The organism is Flavobacterium sp. W22_SRS_FP1 (assembly GCF_052113685.1).
Classification (GTDB): Bacteria; Bacteroidota; Bacteroidia; order Flavobacteriales; family Flavobacteriaceae; genus Flavobacterium.
In genome coordinates, this window is the sequence record NZ_JBGQOE010000004.1 from 56,839 (window position 1) to 73,949 (window position 17,111).

Genomic DNA, 17,111 nt, shown 5'->3' on the forward strand with positions numbered 1-17,111 from the left:
ACATCCTAATATGACACCAATTTTATTTCTTTGGCTTATCTGCTTTCTCATAAACCATGTCTCCAGAATTGAGTTCTTTAGCTACCGTTGTATAAGGACCTGTGATTACAACATCTCCTTTTTTTAGACCACTTTTAACTTCAATGTTGGCATCGTCTTGAATTCCTGTCTTGATGATTCGTATTTTAGCCTTGTCTCCTACTTTCACAAAAACACACTCGAATTTTTTGTCACTTTTAGGGGCTGCATTTTTTTCATCAAGATCTTTCTGTGTTTTCAACTCTTTAACTGCTGTAGTATCTGATTTTATAACTACCGCACTTATAGGTACGGACAGAACATTTTTCTTTGTTTTGGTGCTAATATCGACCGTTGCGGTCATTCCCGGTCTAAATGGGGAATAAGCACTCGGCTTACCTACCACTAAATCTTGATAAGATTCTTTTAAAATTCTTATTTTAACTTTAAAATTGGTTACCTGATCTGATGTTAGTGTACTGCTTGCTGAATTCGAAATACTAGTAACAACTCCTTTAAACTGCTTTTTTAAATAGGCGTCAACTAGAACTTTAGCAACATCCCCTTCTTTTATTTTTACGATATCATTCTCATTTACATCAACTTCAACTTCCATATTATTCAAGTTGGCGACCCTTAGAATCTCAGTACCCGTCATTTGTTGTGTCCCCAGTACTCGTTCACCTAACTCCACATTAAGTACAGAGATTGTACCGTCAGCCGGAGCATAAATAGTTGTTCTTCCTAAGTTATCTCTCGCCTCATTTACCGAAGCTGAAGCACTTTGAACATTAAAATAAGCAGTTTGTTTGGCTGCTTTTGACCCTTCAAAAGAAGAGATTGATTTGTCCCAGTCCGACTTGGAAATAATTCCTTTTTTAAACAAAACCTTATTCCTTTCATAACTGGCTTTGGCTTCATTAAACTGTGCATCTGCCTGACTTAGCCCTGCTTTTGTACCTGCCAAGTTTGAAACAGAACGGTTGTATCCAGCGGTGTATAAATCTGGATTTATCTTAACCAACAAGTCTCCTTTCTTTACAACTTGTCCTTCTTTTACCGACAACAAAATAATTTCTCCTGACACTTCAGATGAAATTTTAACTTCTATTTCGGGTTGAATTTTTCCCGTAGCCGAAACCGTCTCCACAATTGTTGAAGCTGCAACAGTGGTAATCTCAACTTCCTTACCCTCATCTTTGTTTCCAATAACTCCAGTTTTTGAAAGGACTACTAATAATACGATTACTGCAACAGTTCCGCCTATTAACAGATAAATTGTTTTCTTTGACATGTTTAATTAATTTTTAATGATGGGGATTCCAAAATAGAATTCCAATATTTTAATTTTGAATATGTAATCATACTTCGATCTAAGGACTTCAGATTGCGCATTGGACAATAAAGTTTGCGATTGATTTAAATCAAAAGAATTCATCAAACCTACATCATACTTTTCTTTGGCATAATCATATGCCGCTTGTCTAGACTCGAGAGCTACCAATGAGGACTCATTAGCCTTCAATGCGCCTTTAGCATCCGTAAATGCCAAATAGACATTCCTTTCAAGGTCTAATTCTTGTTGCTCTAATGCTATTTTAGACTTCTCTAAGTTTACCTTAGAACGTTCTACATTATTTCTTGCAGAGAATCCGTTAAAAATTGGGATACTCAATTGCGCTCCAAAGGACTGTCCTTTATTATTGTTGAACTGGTCAAAGAATGGCGGTGCAGATTGCACTCCTACAATTGCTCCTTGATTATCTCTAAGTGCAATATCCGAATAGGAAATTCGACTATTGAAATTATAAAAACCTCGCAAAGTAGGTTGAAAACCTCCTTTTGCAATAGCCAGATTTTTTTCAGCCATTTCCAAATTGGTTTGAGCAATTTTAAGCTCAGTTCTATTTTCTTTGGCCATATCATAAATAGACAAAGGTGTTTGCGCCAATATATTGTTTTCGTCTTGTACTTGAGTACTATCCTCAATATCAAAACTCTCAAAATCTTTTAATTGTAACAATTGTGACAAACTTAATTTAGATATTAACAGCGCATTATCCGCAGCAATTAATTTTTGATTATCGTTTGCCACAGTCGCTTTTGCATCTAATAGATCGCCACTAGGGATTGACCCAGCATTAACTAATTCCTGCGAACGCAATAACTGCTTCTCATCAATCGCCAATTGATCTTTTTGTACTTTCAAATTTTCTTTATTGAAAAGCACTTGTAAAAAGGCATTGGCAACATTAAGAGCAATGTCTTCTTGCATTTTTTTCAATTGATATTGCGCTGCTATTACAGAAAGTCTAGCATTTCTCAGGGCATTTTGGTTTTGTAAACCTTTATAAATATCCACTCCTATACTTGCACCTGCTGATGTAAATTGAGTCGTCTGATTTTGTAAAAGTCCAGTAGTAATATCCTGATTTAAACCAACATTCCAAGAATGAGATCCTGAAGCATTAAGTGATGGCAAAAAATTACCTATTGCTCCTCTTTTATCAATTTGAGCAGTTTCAGTATCTAATGCCGTTTGTTTGATTGAAATATTATTATCCAATGCATATGTAACGCATTGCTCTAATGTCCATTTTTTCTCCTGTGCATTTGATGACAAATTAAAAGCGAAAAGTAAAACTAAGGGGATCCAACTATTTTTTTTCATGAGTTTTGAATGAAAGCGTAGCAAAGGTACCACACATATTTTATATTTTTTTTAAAACTTAAATTCTTTTTTAACACCATTCTATTACTTTGGTTCTTCTGTTTTCAAGCCTAGATTCCAAACTTTTATTTTATCCTTGGCATTAATTCCTTTTATTACTTCTACATAAATACCGTCACTAACGCCTAAGACAAGATTTTTCCTGACGAATTTCTGACTCGAGGTTTCCACTTCCAAATAAGGTTTTTGTGTCTTTTTATCAAATTGAATTAGCGATTCTTTTATTGCTAAAACTTTGTCTGCTCTTTCCAAAATAATAGCAGCATTTGCACTCAAACCAGCACGAATAAAAGTGTTTTCTTTATTTGGCAAAGAAGCTTTAATTTCAAATTGAATAGCTCCGTTTTCTTTCACTCCTTTTGGCGCTATATATTGTAAAACTGCTTCAAATTTTTTGTTTTCAATAGCACCAACTGTGATTTCAAGAGCCAACTTTTCTTTTATTTTACCAACTTCTGATTCGTCAATTTTACCCACAAAAATCATTCTTCCTACATCAGCAACACTGGCAATTGTGGTTCCTTCATTAAAATTATTACTTTCAATCACTTGATTCCCGACTTTTACAGGAACATCAAGCACCATTCCAGTAACGGTAGAACGAATTAAAGTATTGGCATAGTTTCCAAGACCTGAAGTTGTCCCCGTTTTAACGATATCAAAACTTTGTTTGGACGCTGCATAATTCTGATTCGCTTGTTTATAAGCTAATTGTGCTGCATCAAAATCATTGGCAGAAATAACGCCTTTATCAAAAAGAGTTTTTTGTCTTTTAAATAATTTCTCTTGATTATCTAAAGCGATTTTAGTTGTCTTAACCTGATTTTGGGAGCTATTTAAATTTGAAACATTGGCCACTACCTTGATCTTTGCAATTAAATCTCCTGCCTTAATATCATCACCAGCCTTAATGTAAACTGTTTCGATGATTCCAGAAATATTCGGTTTAATCAAGACTTCTTCATCCGGAACAATATTTCCAGTGGCAATCGTATTTTTAATAATTGTTTTTATTTCTGCCTTATCGGTTTTAAAAACTATTGGAGATTCTTGGTTTTTAGCATACAAATAATATAGCGCCCCAAAAAACACTACTGCTATAAAAATTAAAATTGATATCGTTGCTCCTTTTTTCATTTGATCTGTAATTTAATCGGTTATTATTTTCTGATTGATTGATAATTTATTCTGTTCTTAAAGCATCTACTGGCTTTACGTTTATCGCTGTTTGTGCAGGTATAAATCCCGCTAATAAGCCGGAACCTACTAATATTATTAACGCAAAGAATACTATTGACAAATCGACACTTGGATTTGCAAACATCATGTCTTCACTTGGCATAGAATCTAAAATCTTATTGACAACCCAAAGTACTCCTGTTGCTGCGGCGATTCCAAACATTCCAGCAATTATAGTTAAAAAAATGGCTTCGGATAATATTTGGGATCGTATTGCTCCGGGAGTTGCTCCCAAAGCTCTTCTAATGCCTATTTCTTTAGTACGTTCTTTCACAACGATAAGCATAATATTAGAAATTCCTATTACACCTGAAAGTAACACAAGGGTTCCTACAAAGAAAGCAATGAAGTTTAAAATAGAAAAAAGACCTTGTATTTTACTGAATTCTTCATACAAATCAAAATTTCCAATAGCCCTGTCATCTAATGGGTTGATCGAATGTCTGGCTTTCATAAATTCTAAAATTCCAGGCTTGAGTTGTGTAATTGATGTTTCATCACGAGCAGTTAGCGCCATCCAACCCACAGTATCACCATAATTAAAAGCTTGCTGAAAAGCAGTAAATGGAACAAAAATTTCTTTTTGAGCCGATTCAGCATTACCGTTATTTCTAGATTTTGAATTATAAACTCCTACAACCATAAAGTTGACACTGTTGACTTTGATATAAGTCCCTATAACTTCTTCTCCTTTTTCATACAATCCACTTATTACTCCTTGTCCAATAATAGCCACTTTCCGTTTCTCAACGATATCCTGATGATTCACAAATCGCCCTTTTATAATATCCATGGGTTGTTGTTTGATGAGTTCTGGATAATCTCCGTAAATAGTATATGCTGCTGTTTTTGTTCCTCTTACCACGTTATTCGCTCCTTCAAAACCACCTAATTGATTGCGCGGAGAAACATACAATAAATTAGGAAAACTTTCTTTTAAAGCAATTACATCAGCATTTTTAAAATCAAACCGCCTTATTGGCGGTAAACCTTTATAGGGTTTTGATGTAGATTGCGACCACATAAACATTGTGTTTGTTGCAATACCGTCAAATCCTTTTTTAACGCCATTTTCCAAACCCTTCCCAGCTCCAAGCAATATTACCAAAATAAATATTCCCCAAAAAACACCAAAAGCTGTTAGAATCGTTCTAAAGGTATTAGCCGTCAAGGCTTCTAAAATTTCATCCCAATTGTCTCTGTCAAACATAATTATTCGTCTCTAAGTGCTATAATTGGTTTTATTTGAGCGGCTCTATAAGCTGGAAAAAATCCAGCCAAAGCTCCTGCAAATACTAATATTACCAGTGTGGTCAATGCCACACCGAAATCAACTTCGGGGTTTAAAAAATAATCACTTTGTATTTGCGGCCCTACGAGTTCTAGAAGCGCCAAACTAGATATGAGTCCAACAAACCCTGAGATGGTTGTGATGAAAATTGATTCGTGCAAAATCATCCCAATAATCGAAAGAGGAGAAGCGCCAAGTGCTTTTCTTATTCCTATTTCTTTAGTGCGCTCTTTCACGATGATCAACATAATATTACTCACGCCCACAACACCAGCAATTATAGTACAAATTCCTACCCACCAAAAGAATAATCGGATGTACAAATTCAAATCATAGAACTGTTTGACATTTTTAATAGAACTATTAATATCAATCGCCCCATTATCACCGGGGGCCACAGTATTTTTACTTCTTAACAATTGTCCTAACTCTTCGGTAAATTGGTTTGACTGAGCCAAAGCCTCTTCATAAGTCTCTTTTTTGGAAAGAGTAAAATCCAAAACACTAATCTTATCTCCTACTCCAAAAGCTTGTTGCGTAGTCGTTAGAGGGATATAAACACGAGTTTCCTCTCGTTCTCCCGCAGGATCCGTGAAAACACCCACTACTTTAAAATTGATATTGTCGATGCTTAGTTGTTCTCCAATGGGACTTTTATCTTTAAACAAATCTAGTTTTACTTTCTGTCCAATAACCGTTACCTTTTCGCTATTGAGAACATCTCTTTCGTTGATAAATCTCCCCTCAATAACCGTTGCATTTTCTACCGCTAAATAATCGGGATAAACTCCTATATAACGATAATTCCCTGTCTCTTTTCCATAAACTAAAATACCACTCCAAAAAATATAGTTAGCCGATTTTATGTTTAATTGATTTTTAAATTTCTGAACTGACACATCATAATCACTATTCCTGAATTGAATTTGTCTTCCGGGATTTAATCCTTTGTACTCTTTTGTCGTAGTTCCTGACCACACGGAAATTAAACCATCGGCATCACGCTCAAATTGTTTTTGAATTCCGTTTTGAAGCCCTCGTCCTGCGCCTAAAAGAATCACCAAAATGAAAATTCCAGATGCCACGGAAATACCCGTAAGAAAAGTTCGCAGCTTATTCTTAGCAATAGCCTCAAAAATTTCCTGCCAGCGTTCTATATTAAACATATGCGGACGCTCTTACTTGTTCAACTAATTTATCATCTATGATTAAACCATCTTTCAAAACCACATTTCGTTTACACATAGCGGCGATATCAGGTTCGTGAGTAACAATCAAAATAGTTTTTCCTTCGTCATTAATTCCCTGAATGAGCTCCATGACTTCGTACGATGTTTTTGTGTCCAAAGCACCCGTCGGCTCATCAGCTAATAAAACTTTTGGATTAGAAGCTAATGCACGAGCTATAGCAACCCGCTGTTTTTGCCCGCCTGAAAGCTCGTTCGGTAAATGATGAGAATGCGAAGCCAAACCTACTTTTTCTAGAAAACTCATAGCAATTTCGCTACGTTCTTTTCTTTTGATACCCTGATAATACAACGGCATAGCCACATTATCCAGAGCGCTTTTATAATTAATCAAATTGAAAGATTGAAAAACAAAACCCAGAAATTGGTTTCGATATCGAGAAGCAATCGTTTCGTTAAGGTTTTTAATAGGAACTTTATCCAGAACATAATGACCAGCATCGGCTTCATCAAGAATACCAAGAATGTTGAGCAATGTTGATTTTCCAGAACCAGAAGATCCCATAATAGCAACCAATTCACCTTCCTTTATATTGAAATTTACCCCTTTAAGGACATGCAATTCCGAACCCCCAACTTTATACGATTTATGTAAGTCTTTAATCTCAATCATTATTTCCAACTTTAAATAAAAAATAAATTTACTAAAAAAGTCACAAAACTAACAACTGCTAGCCATTTAATACTTTTAAACAATAAGACCTGATTTAATATAAAATGTTACAGTTTTATGAGAAAATATATTTCTTTTAGTAATTTTACAATATCAAAATACGATAAAAATGCTAAAGTACATAGTGAATCTTGCCTTTCTTTGCTCTTTATTATTGAGCTGTAGTACTTCTCAAAAAATCAATACTTTACGACCAGAACCAGATGATGCTTCTCCGCTCATTTATGAAAACAGTCCTTCCTTTATCAATCTACCCATTAACATTAAACTGAAAGATATCGAGAACAAAACTAATTTGCTCTTGAATGGGCTGATTTACGACGACAATAACATCCAGGATGATGACATTGAAATTAAAATTTGGAAATTGGCACCGATAACAATCAAAAATGCCAATGCTACATCGAAAGAAAAAATAGAAACCGTTCTACCCTTGAAGGCAATAGTCAAATACAGAATCGGCACAAAAACTATGGGCGTTGAACTTTACGATACAAGAGAATTTAATTTAAGTGGCATAGTTACTCTGATCAGTGAGGTTTCCTTAACTAATTGGCAGTTAAAAACTAAGACCGAATTAAAATCATTAGAATGGAGTGACGCACCAACAATGTCCCTCATTGGAAAAAATGTTCCAATAACCTACCTTATAAACCCTGCAATAAAACTATTTAAGTCAAAAATAGAAAAAAAAATAGACGATGCAATTTCAAAATCTATGGACTTTAAACCTAATGTATTGGAAGCCTTAGAAGTAATTTGCAATCCTTTCCGAATGAATGACAATTACGAGAGTTGGCTTAGAATTATACCAATTGAAATATACTCCACCACCGCCAAATTAAAAAAAGACTCATTTGAATTACAAATGGGCATGAAATGCAATATGGAGACCTTAATAGGAGCGCGACCAGAATCCAAAATTGACATCAATAAGATAACCTTAAAGCCCGTAATAAAAGTTCAAAATCAAATAAAGGCAAATGTCGTTGCTGTTTCAAGTTATTACGATGCGTCTAGAATAATAACAAAAAACTTCAGAGGACAAGAATTTGGATCAGGAGGAAAAAAAATTACAGTTCAAAATGTCTCCATTTGGCACAAAGACGGTAAAATGGTAATTGCTTTGGAAGTATTAGGATCTGTGAACGGAGTACTCTATTTATCTGGTCTACCTAAATACGACGACGAAAAAAAAGAAATATATTTTGACGAACTAGAATATGTATTGGACACAAAAAACAAACTGATGCGAACAGCAAACTGGCTTGCACAAGCTATAATTTTAAGTAAAATTAAGCAAAACTGCCGTTACTCTATCCAGACAAATTTAAATGATGGCAAACGAACCATCATGAGCTTTCTGGATAATTACTCTCCACTACCAGGTATCTTTGTTAACGGGAAAATAGAAGAATTCAAATTTAAAAAAATTGAACTAACGAACAATGCCATTATTGCTTTAGTTACAGTAAACGGAGAAATCAATATTTCAATCAACGGGCTGAAATAGCTGCTCAAAAATTATTCTGCTTTCTTCTTTTTGTACAATCTATAAACGGCAAAACCAACACCGGCTACTAAAACATAAGGAATCATCATTAAATACACTATACCATCATTTACCGCTTGGGCTTGAATCTTATTGCCGTCACCACCCAAAGCAGCGCGACACATTGCACATTGTGCATTTGCCGAAATAGAAAGAGCAAATAAAGTTACGGCTACAAAACAAGTCTGTAATTTACTTTTACTAAACATAATATGGAGATATCATTAAAAATACGACAACACCAGTAACGGCAACATATAGCCAAATCGGAAAAGTAATTTTGGCAATTTTCTTATGTTTATCGAATACCTGAGCTAAAGCACGAACATATGTAACCAAAACTAAAGGAATAACAATTATAGACAAGATAATATGCGTAATAAGTATGAAGAAGTAAACATATTTAATGATTCCTCCACCTCCAAATTTAGTAGAGTCCGTGGTCATGTGATAGGCAATATACATCAGCAAGAAAGCAAGAGAAAGTGCAATTGCTGTCGTCATAAATCGCTGGTGGAGTTTGCGTTTTCCGTTTTTTATAGCTAGGACACCTGCAACTAAAACTACAGCCGTAAGCCCGTTTATTGCAGCGTAAATCGGAGGTAAAAAAGAAAGTGGTGTAACTTGTATACCAAAATCTTTTAATTTAACTGTAAAAAGCAGCGCAACCGCAATTGGGATCACAACCGAGACCACTATTATTAGACTATTGTACTTTTTTTCAAGAGAGTTGTTTTCCATTTTTATTCTTTTAATAATATTGCTATGTCTTGCTGTATATCCCTTACTCCTTTTTTCTCTAAACCATCATAATACAAGATCGGATTACCAAAGTCATCCTTCCTGCAACGAATATTTCCATTTTTGTCTACTAAAGCGAACAAGCCTGAATGCTCGAAACCTCCCTTTACATTACTATTCTCTCCTGCATAAAGGTTAAAGCCTTTGTTGGCCAAATTAAATATATACTCTCTATCGCCTGTTAGGAAATTCCAGTTAGAAGACTTGACACCTAACAACTCTGAATGCGCTTTCAAAACAGCTGGTGTATCGTGAGATGGGTCAATCGTGATCGAAACTATTCCGAAATTTGGATTGCCAAAAAACTTTTTCTCAATCAACAGCATACTTTGATTCATTTTTGGACAAATTGATGGACAAGTAGTAAAGAAAAATTCCAACACGTACACTTTTCCAAGGTAGGTCTCATTGCTGATTTTTATATTGTCCTGGTTAAGCAACTCAAATTTTGGTGCGGGCCCTATTTTTGTCAACATCTCGCCCTCTTTATTTCCTCCCGTCACTAGGTCCAAACGATCCCCTTGTACAATTTCATTATTTTGTATCCTTGAAATAATCTTGGGAACTGCATAAATTCCAAAAATGAGAATTATAAATGAAATACCGATGTAAGATTTATTTTTAAACATAAACTATAACTTTAAAGTTGCTTTGTGGCATTATTATTTTTCTTGAGTGCAGCACGGTATTCGTAAAGAATCACCTTAAAATCATCTAACATCTCATTACTCAATTCGGCGGGATGAAAAGTATCATAACCCTCTTTATAACCCTTCTTTTCTTTTCTACCTCTAAGATTTCGCTTTTTGTCAACAATATAGACATCAGAGGTGCCAGAGTTTTCATCCAATTTCCCAACTAGTTTTAACTGGCTGTAATATTCATTAATCTGTTCTGGGGTAGTAAAAACAAAATGCCATTGCGACACATCAGTAAATTCATCTAATGCATCCATAATACTCCTAATATCATTTTCTGTTCCTAAAGGGCAGACCATAACGAACTGCAAGTCCTTAAAAGTATGATACCGTTGATAAATTTTCTCGTTAAGATTGAATAAGTTCCCTCTATGTTTAACAACATCGGTGCCAGCAAAACCCAAAATGGTGATTTTATTGTCCAGACTAACCTTTTCATTATTCAAAGTTTCCCAATTCCCAAAATCAGGAATGCTTGGAGTGATAATGGGCAGTTTCGTAAAGCTATTAACACCGGATGCAAAAAAAAGATAAGCAACAATTGGCAATACAAAAAGAACAAAAAGAACAATATTTTTTTTCATTGTAGCGGTACTGAAATTTAAACTGCAAAAATAAAAAAAGGCACGCAATGCGTACCCTTTTTTTGAATTAATATTTTGTTAAAAATTCCATTTAATAGTGGAATTTTTAAAAACCCCATAAATATAATTACCCTCAGTTAGTAATATAAAAAGTAAATATAATATTAAAAATATAACAGGCAAAACAACTGCGGATCTAAGGCTACTTTTCTCGCCCTCCATATGCATAAAAGCGAATACAATATAGTACGCTTTATATATAGTTAGAGCATAAAATATCCAGTTTAGTAAATTCATTCCCATGAAATAATTTAAGTGTAATACTTCTGGTTTAAGAATTCCTAGAATAACCTCTATAATTGTAACAGCAGATAAAATTCCAAAAACCTTCCAAATTCTACTTGTATTTGATACATGTACGTGTGACATAATAATAATCTTTAAAAATTAAACTAGATAGAATACTGTAAAAACGAATACCCAAACTAAATCGACAAAGTGCCAGTACAAACCAACTTTCTCTACCATTTCATAACTCCCTCTTTTTTCGTAAGTCCCAATAAGTACATTAAAAAATATAATGATATTTATAATTACTCCTGAAAAAACGTGAAAACCGTGAAAACCAGTTATAAAGAAAAAGAAATCAGCAAATAATTTACTCCCATATTCGTTTCTTATCAGATTTGCACCTTCAACAACGTAGGTAGCCTGTCCTAACCTCAACAAGGATTCTTCTCTTGTCAGGATTGTTTTGTGCTTAATTTTAGTTAATTCATGATTGATTTTAGCATCTTTCATCGTTGCCTCATCTGCTTCATAAATAACCTCCGTTCTTATCAGTAGATCGGGATGCGCTTTAAAACCAGCCTGAACCTCTGCTACCGTGTAGGATGGTAAAGAAGGCTCACTCATAAACCACTTTCCTTTATTTCTTGTCAACTGCTCTCTTTCTGAATGAAAGTTCTCAGAAAAATCAGAAAGTGCTACACGATGTCCGTCTTTGTCAACAAACTGAAGTAAACTACCTCCTTTTGTCTCGATCGCACCGTATTCGCCTTTAATGAAATTATTCCATTCCCAAGCTTGTGAACCTACGAATATCATACCACCGATAATGGTCAAAAACATATAAATAACAACTTTGTCCTTTTTCATTTGATGACCTGCGTCAACGGCCAAAACCATCGTTACAGATGAAAAGATTAAAATAAAAGTCATTAACGCCACATAATACATTGGCGCAGAAACGCCGTGCATGAAGGGGAAGTGAGTAAACACTTCATCTGCCAAAGGCCACGTTTCGATAAATTTAAATCTAGAAAAACCATAGGCTGCTAAAAATCCAGAGAACGTTAAGGCATCCGATACGATAAAAAACCACATCATTAATTTACCATAACTCGCTCCCATTGGCTCATTGCCGCCTCCCCAAGTTTTTTCTTCACTATTTGCAGTAGTAACTGTCGATCCCATAAAAGTTATTCGTTAAAAAGTTCCCAAATTTACGTTTTTTTCTTATTTAAAGAAATATAAAAATACAAATAAATAAACCCACAAGAAATCAAGAAAGTGCCAGTACATCGCACCTAGTTCTATTCCAAGAGTTTGACTCGAATTGTATTTTTGTTTAAAATGATTATAAATTATAATTAGTAGTGAAATCAACCCACCTGCAAGGTGAATCAAGTGCACAACCGTCACGATGTATAGAAATGTAGTTGTAATTGAACTCTCAGCTCCTGTAAAATAATAGCCGTTCTCTACAATTTGGCCAAACCCTACAAACTGCAAAATTACAAATAATATTCCCATGGCTAAAGTAGCAAAAAGAAATGTAGTTGTCGCAGCTTTATTGTCTTTTTGAATGGCTTTTTTAGCCAAATGAAAAGTAACACTGCAACCTAAAATCACCAGAGTACTGTAATAGAATGCGGTAGGCAATTCAAAATCCTTTAACCAGTCCACCCTAGATTTGCTAACCACGAACGCACTTGTAAGTCCCGCAAACATCATAGTCATACTGACCATAGCAAACAACAATATCAATTTGTATGATCTCGCCGTCCTCGCCTTATGCTCGTCTTTTGTCATTGTAATATCCATAATTATCTCAAAAATTTATCAATTATATAAACGAATTGTAACAAAGTGATATACGAAACACTTACTAGCATCAAAGTCCTTGCTGCTTTTGCACTTCTCAATTTGTATAGTTGCACGGCATAGTAGAGCATCCAAAGACCCAGTAAAAAAACAACCGCCGCAGCAATAGGCGATATAAATAATTTACCCGTATAACCCAGAGACGGTAATAAGGAAGCTATAACTAGCCAAACGGTATATAAAATAACCTGTAACGCAGTACCTTTATCTTTTTTCCCTGTTGGAAGCATGAAAAAACCTGCTCTTTCATAATCTTCATATAAAAACCAACCGATAGCCCAAAAGTGGGGGAATTGCCAGAAAAACTGAATCAAAAATAAAGTCCCAGCCTCTATCCCAAAATCTCCAGTTGCAGCTACCCAGCCTAACATAAAAGGGATTGCCCCTGGAAAAGCACCAACAAAAACAGACAAAGATGTCACGGTCTTTAATGGGGTATAAACACTTGTATATAAAAATATAGAAACCGCACCAAACATTGCTGTTTTGGGATTAATCATATATAAAAGAGAAATTCCAATTATAGTCAACAGACTGGCTATCAGCAGCGCAGTAGTAGGAGACATTCTGCCGGCCGGAACGGGTCGGTTTTTAGTTCTGTTCATTAAAGCATCTAAGTCTTTCTCAATAACTTGATTAAAAGCATTAGAAGCCCCAACCATACAATAACCGCCGATGGCAAGCATTATCAAAACAGACCATTGAAAAGGGTGTTGATTGTTAAAGCCTAAAAAGTAACCCGCAATAGAAGAAAATAAAACACTGATCGCCAGTCCTGCCTTTGTGATTTCTTTAAAATCAAAAAAAACCGTTTTAAGGGAAGATGTATTTGACGTAGTATTCAATGCGGTTTTCATGAGGCTTTATAAAACTTCTGCAAAGGTACACATTACACGATGAAATTATATCGTAGAATTTAGATTTTTTTTTACTAATATCGGCTGATAAATACAGCATCGATAATGACAAAATCTAAGGTTAAATTTACATTTCTAAACCTTTGAATTTTAAACGAATATATTAATAATCAAAATACCAATTAAAAATATCAGTCCTCAATCCCACCGTAAACCAATTAGTACTTTTAATAAAAGTTGATGCAGTATTCATCGATGGGTCAAAACTTCTATAAATATAACTTCCGAAAATCTTTAGGTTTGTTGTGGGATTCACTAAATATCCGGCTTGGATATCTGCTATAAAAACAGCAGTTTTATTGCCTTGCCCTACTTTTACACCCGAATCAAAAGGCCTGCTTTCATCATAATCTTTATAGATATCTCCGCCGTAATTATAGTTGTCCTCTACAGTATCAAAATCAAGTCCACGGGTACCTACAGTTATTTTCGCATCGGCAAAATATCTTCCTTCGTGATAACGGGCAATTGCAATAAATTCTTTGAAATTTCCACCCCACTGATGCCCAATACTTTGGTTGTTATGGCCATAATTAGTGATCGGCACGCTGTGTGAATATACATATGGACGCACATGATTGTATTCAAACTGTACTAATAAGTTGTCAACATGAAAAGCATTATAACACTTAACGCCCAACTGATATCCATATTTGTTTTTCCAACTGTTATCGCCACTTTTTATATCTCCAAGAGAAAATTCATCCAGAAGGAACTGTCCGTAAAAATTGATCTGATTACTCCATTTATACTTATAGGATAAACCTAACAACGCATTTCCAGTTCTGGCTGACGAGGCAAACTCCACAGAACGATAAAAGATAATTGGGTTAACAAAACTCGCATCAAAACCCCTATCGTTAGTATTAGTCCAAATTACGGATTCGAACAAACCAATATTCAATTTATTTGACACATTCCAACTCAAATAATGGTTCGCCATAAACTTTGTAGCATAGGTTCTTTCAAGGGTAACCTCTGGACGCACATCCTTCAACCACATATAGGTATTCGTATATTTTATTTTCCAAAAATTGGTGTTTATTTTAAAATACGGGTAAGGACTAGCCCCATCACTTTCGAATAAAGAACGATACCCATCGCCTATAAAATTCCTCCCATAACCCAATTGCAAATCAATGTGCTTGCTTGGGGCAAAAGTTATATTGGCTTCTGCCAAAGGAAAATCATATGAATCAGTCTTGAAGTTTTTAGCGATACCGATACCAGGAATGATTGCCGGATTACCTCCTGCAGGTCTTATGGATTCAGCATACCGATTGAAGTAATCAGCAAAACGACCCTGACTTTCAAAAACCGTTGTTGTAAAATTAAGCTTGTCCCCTAATCCACCACGAAAATTAAGCGCACGCGTGTTCACATAAGTATAAGACGCATCACTATCCGACGCTTTACCTAATTGTAAATCCAAAATAGGGTTCAATGTTAACCAATACCCCTCTCCTTGAATTTCAACAGTATTTTCATTCCATAACTTTCTGGCCCACCAACCTGAGACGTTTTTCTTAAGTTTATCATTTACCGATTTAATGTCGTAATATTTTGCCACCTCCAGATATGTATATGGCTTTGAGGCTGTATGATTATTACTGCCTACTTTATTTAAAGCACCATCAAACTGTGCATAATAACTATGTGACAAAGGAATATTTAAATGACTTTCAAACTCAGGGTTGTTATATTTTTTATAGACAATACTATCAAGTTCGGTAAGCTTTTCTCTACTGTTTGGCAAAAGATCAGCACGCGCAAGTGTTTCTAAAGCCATTGTTTCTGAACTCTTCAACGGTATGGAAATTGTGATATTATATTTTGAATAAGTTGGCTTTCCGTTATAGGTGGGTGGAGTAATTTTGGCAAATTTACCAAAGACCCTTTTTGACTCCAGTATCAATTCCTCGTCGACAGCATTTACATAAATCACTTTAAAAACACCACTATTGTCCACCTCAAAAAGCACTTTTATGTTTCCCGAAAAATTATTTTTTATGAGACTTTCTGGCACTACAAAATTTTGAAAGACAAAGTCTTGCACTTCATTATAAAAGCAGTTTTCTAATGCCGTAGACTCTAAGTTTTCACATCTAGGAAAAACCGGGAATCTCTCGGGAGATAAATTAATGTTTCCACTTTGAGAATATGTAAAAAAAGAAGAAAATGATAAAAATAAAATTAACAAACCTTTTGCCATGTTGATTTTGATTGAAAGTTTAATATCCTGATTGCGTGCTTTCCCCGTGGGCAATTGCTTTTGCTCCAGATGTACCTATTCGTTTTACCCCTAATCGAACCATCTCAAAAGCCTCCTGATAAGTCCTTACACCACCAGCAGCTTTTACGGGAAGCGGCGATGCATTTTCTAGCATCAACATAATAGATAAAACTGTTGCTCCGTTAGGCAAGTTATTTTCAGTTTGATAAAACCCTGTTGAAGATTTTACAAAAACAGACACATAATCTTTCTCTTTAAAATTAGAAATTACCACGTTTTTCACTAAAGCAGAGAGCTGTATAATTTGTTTCTCATTTAACGCTGCAACTTCAATGATCCATTTAACTACTTTATTGTTTTCTAATCCTAATTGGGTACATTTTAGTATCTCCTCTTTTAACAAATCAACATTTCCTTCTTTGAACGCTTCATAGTTACAAACAAAATCCAAATCATCGGCACCGTGCTGAATCGCCTGAATCGCTTCATTAAGCTTGGCCTCCAGTCCTGACTTCCCTTCTGGAAAATCAATTACAGTTCCTATGTCGACGTTCGAATTAGCATCAGTAATCATCTTTCTAGCTATGGAGACCATATTAGGCCGAATCATAATAAGCTTGAAGTTTTCGTCAATGGCTTCTTGAATAAAATTTTTAGCAACAAGGATGTTTTGGCTTTCAGTAATTCCGGCCTGACTTGCTGTTTTTAAATAAGTCGAATCTAAATATTCTTTGATGTTCATTGTTTTATAAATTTCACGAAAATGATAATCAACGGTTCACAAAAATATATATTAAATGTGCATTAGTTTAATATGGATATTCCCTTTTAACCAATAAAAATTAGTAAAAAACCACAATTGTTAAAGGGCCAATTTAGTGATTAAATAAAACTAATCCAATCAGCCAATAAATTAAATATCAAATAAAAAAACACTTCATTGTTAAACCAAAAAATCCCG

17 protein-coding genes are annotated in these 17,111 nt (G+C 34.8%); 1 reads left to right on the plus strand and 16 read right to left on the minus strand.

The genetic code is table 11. The features are described 5' to 3' along the window. Positions 1 to 22: 22 nt before the first annotated feature. The 6 genes from ACEN2H_RS03775 to ACEN2H_RS03800 form a co-directional block, all read right to left on the minus strand. Positions 23 to 1,312: an efflux RND transporter periplasmic adaptor subunit gene (locus tag ACEN2H_RS03775; protein WP_441730549.1), complete on the minus strand. Its 1,290-nt coding sequence runs from the start codon at positions 1,310 to 1,312 to the stop codon at positions 23 to 25. Positions 1,313 to 1,318: 6 nt separating this feature from the next. Continuing rightward, positions 1,319 to 2,689, minus strand: coding sequence for a TolC family protein (locus tag ACEN2H_RS03780; protein ID WP_441730550.1), 1,371 nt, complete (start codon positions 2,687 to 2,689; stop codon positions 1,319 to 1,321). A gap of 84 nt (positions 2,690 to 2,773) precedes the next feature. Further along, entirely contained in the window at positions 2,774 to 3,886 is a 1,113-nt protein-coding gene (locus ACEN2H_RS03785) for an efflux RND transporter periplasmic adaptor subunit (protein WP_441730551.1), read from the minus strand. 46 nt (positions 3,887 to 3,932) lie between these two features. Beyond that, positions 3,933 to 5,198 (minus strand): ABC transporter permease, encoded by a 1,266-nt coding sequence (locus ACEN2H_RS03790; RefSeq protein WP_441730552.1) that lies wholly within the window; start codon positions 5,196 to 5,198, stop codon positions 3,933 to 3,935. Between the two features lie 2 nt (positions 5,199 to 5,200). Further along, positions 5,201 to 6,445 carry an ABC transporter permease gene (locus tag ACEN2H_RS03795; protein ID WP_441730554.1) on the minus strand — a complete coding sequence of 415 codons (1,245 nt, stop codon included), beginning with the start codon at positions 6,443 to 6,445 and terminating at the stop codon, positions 5,201 to 5,203. Continuing rightward, the gene (locus ACEN2H_RS03800) at positions 6,438 to 7,139 is read right to left on the minus strand and encodes an ABC transporter ATP-binding protein (RefSeq protein ID WP_441730556.1); all 702 of its coding nucleotides are present in this window, start codon (positions 7,137 to 7,139) and stop codon (positions 6,438 to 6,440) included. The genes ACEN2H_RS03795 and ACEN2H_RS03800 overlap by 8 nt, the downstream gene beginning before the upstream one ends. 169 nt (positions 7,140 to 7,308) lie before the next feature. On the opposite strand from ACEN2H_RS03800, the gene ACEN2H_RS03805 reads away from it, so the two are divergent. Further along, positions 7,309 to 8,712: a DUF4403 family protein gene (locus tag ACEN2H_RS03805; protein WP_441730558.1), complete on the plus strand. Its 1,404-nt coding sequence runs from the start codon at positions 7,309 to 7,311 to the stop codon at positions 8,710 to 8,712. 11 nt (positions 8,713 to 8,723) lie between these two features. Here the strand turns inward: ACEN2H_RS03805 and ACEN2H_RS03810 are convergent, their stop codons facing one another. The 10 genes from ACEN2H_RS03810 to deoC form a co-directional block, all read right to left on the minus strand. Beyond that, positions 8,724 to 8,960, minus strand: a complete 237-nt coding sequence (locus ACEN2H_RS03810) for a hypothetical protein (RefSeq protein ID WP_441730559.1) — start codon at positions 8,958 to 8,960, stop codon at positions 8,724 to 8,726. Beyond that, the gene (locus tag ACEN2H_RS03815; RefSeq protein WP_441730561.1) at positions 8,953 to 9,492 is read right to left on the minus strand and encodes a DUF420 domain-containing protein; all 540 of its coding nucleotides are present in this window, start codon (positions 9,490 to 9,492) and stop codon (positions 8,953 to 8,955) included. Before ACEN2H_RS03815 ends, ACEN2H_RS03810 begins: the two co-directional genes overlap by 8 nt. Positions 9,493 to 9,494: 2 nt before the next feature. Continuing rightward, on the minus strand, positions 9,495 to 10,181 hold the full coding sequence (locus tag ACEN2H_RS03820) for an SCO family protein (RefSeq protein WP_441730563.1): 687 nt from the start codon (positions 10,179 to 10,181) through the stop codon (positions 9,495 to 9,497). 11 nt (positions 10,182 to 10,192) lie between these two features. Continuing rightward, positions 10,193 to 10,834 (minus strand): hypothetical protein, encoded by a 642-nt coding sequence (locus ACEN2H_RS03825; protein ID WP_441730565.1) that lies wholly within the window; start codon positions 10,832 to 10,834, stop codon positions 10,193 to 10,195. 78 nt (positions 10,835 to 10,912) lie between these two features. Further along, positions 10,913 to 11,263, minus strand: coding sequence for a cytochrome C oxidase subunit IV family protein (locus tag ACEN2H_RS03830; protein WP_441730567.1), 351 nt, complete (start codon positions 11,261 to 11,263; stop codon positions 10,913 to 10,915). An 18-nt stretch (positions 11,264 to 11,281) separates the two neighbouring features. Further along, positions 11,282 to 12,310 (minus strand): cytochrome c oxidase subunit 3, encoded by a 1,029-nt coding sequence (locus ACEN2H_RS03835; protein ID WP_441730569.1) that lies wholly within the window; start codon positions 12,308 to 12,310, stop codon positions 11,282 to 11,284. Between the two features lie 42 nt (positions 12,311 to 12,352). Further along, positions 12,353 to 12,940, minus strand: coding sequence for a cytochrome c oxidase subunit 3 (locus ACEN2H_RS03840; protein ID WP_441730570.1), 588 nt, complete (start codon positions 12,938 to 12,940; stop codon positions 12,353 to 12,355). 2 nt (positions 12,941 to 12,942) lie between these two features. Further along, positions 12,943 to 13,845, minus strand: a complete 903-nt coding sequence (gene cyoE / locus ACEN2H_RS03845; protein WP_441730735.1) for a heme o synthase — start codon at positions 13,843 to 13,845, stop codon at positions 12,943 to 12,945. A 175-nt stretch (positions 13,846 to 14,020) separates the two neighbouring features. After that, positions 14,021 to 16,129 carry a capsule assembly Wzi family protein gene (locus ACEN2H_RS03850; protein WP_441730572.1) on the minus strand — a complete coding sequence of 703 codons (2,109 nt, stop codon included), beginning with the start codon at positions 16,127 to 16,129 and terminating at the stop codon, positions 14,021 to 14,023. A gap of 19 nt (positions 16,130 to 16,148) precedes the next feature. Continuing rightward, a complete protein-coding gene (gene deoC / locus ACEN2H_RS03855; protein WP_441730574.1) occupies positions 16,149 to 16,892 on the minus strand; it encodes a deoxyribose-phosphate aldolase in 744 nt (247 codons plus the stop codon). Between the last annotated feature and the right edge of the window lie 219 nt (positions 16,893 to 17,111).

Bases quoted from the DNA above. Each gene is read 5' to 3' on its own strand.
- ACEN2H_RS03830 (WP_441730567.1), bottom strand. From the start codon at position 11,263: ATGTCACACGTACATGTATCAAATACAAGTAGAATTTGGAAGGTTTTT.
- ACEN2H_RS03815 (WP_441730561.1), bottom strand. From the start codon at position 9,492: ATGGAAAACAACTCTCTTGAAAAAAAGTACAATAGTCTAATAATAGTG.
- ACEN2H_RS03790 (WP_441730552.1), bottom strand. From the start codon at position 5,198: ATGTTTGACAGAGACAATTGGGATGAAATTTTAGAAGCCTTGACGGCT.
- ACEN2H_RS03785 (WP_441730551.1), bottom strand. From the start codon at position 3,886: ATGAAAAAAGGAGCAACGATATCAATTTTAATTTTTATAGCAGTAGTG.
- ACEN2H_RS03795 (WP_441730554.1), bottom strand. From the start codon at position 6,445: ATGTTTAATATAGAACGCTGGCAGGAAATTTTTGAGGCTATTGCTAAG.
- ACEN2H_RS03775 (WP_441730549.1), bottom strand. From the start codon at position 1,312: ATGTCAAAGAAAACAATTTATCTGTTAATAGGCGGAACTGTTGCAGTA.
- ACEN2H_RS03805 (WP_441730558.1), top strand. From the start codon at position 7,309: ATGCTAAAGTACATAGTGAATCTTGCCTTTCTTTGCTCTTTATTATTG.
- ACEN2H_RS03810 (WP_441730559.1), bottom strand. From the start codon at position 8,960: ATGTTTAGTAAAAGTAAATTACAGACTTGTTTTGTAGCCGTAACTTTA.
- ACEN2H_RS03840 (WP_441730570.1), bottom strand. From the start codon at position 12,940: ATGGATATTACAATGACAAAAGACGAGCATAAGGCGAGGACGGCGAGA.
- ACEN2H_RS03825 (WP_441730565.1), bottom strand. From the start codon at position 10,834: ATGAAAAAAAATATTGTTCTTTTTGTTCTTTTTGTATTGCCAATTGTT.
- ACEN2H_RS03800 (WP_441730556.1), bottom strand. From the start codon at position 7,139: ATGATTGAGATTAAAGACTTACATAAATCGTATAAAGTTGGGGGTTCG.
- deoC (WP_441730574.1), bottom strand. From the start codon at position 16,892: ATGAACATCAAAGAATATTTAGATTCGACTTATTTAAAAACAGCAAGT.
- ACEN2H_RS03820 (WP_441730563.1), bottom strand. From the start codon at position 10,181: ATGTTTAAAAATAAATCTTACATCGGTATTTCATTTATAATTCTCATT.
- ACEN2H_RS03850 (WP_441730572.1), bottom strand. From the start codon at position 16,129: ATGGCAAAAGGTTTGTTAATTTTATTTTTATCATTTTCTTCTTTTTTT.
- ACEN2H_RS03780 (WP_441730550.1), bottom strand. From the start codon at position 2,689: ATGAAAAAAAATAGTTGGATCCCCTTAGTTTTACTTTTCGCTTTTAAT.
- ACEN2H_RS03835 (WP_441730569.1), bottom strand. From the start codon at position 12,310: ATGGGATCGACAGTTACTACTGCAAATAGTGAAGAAAAAACTTGGGGA.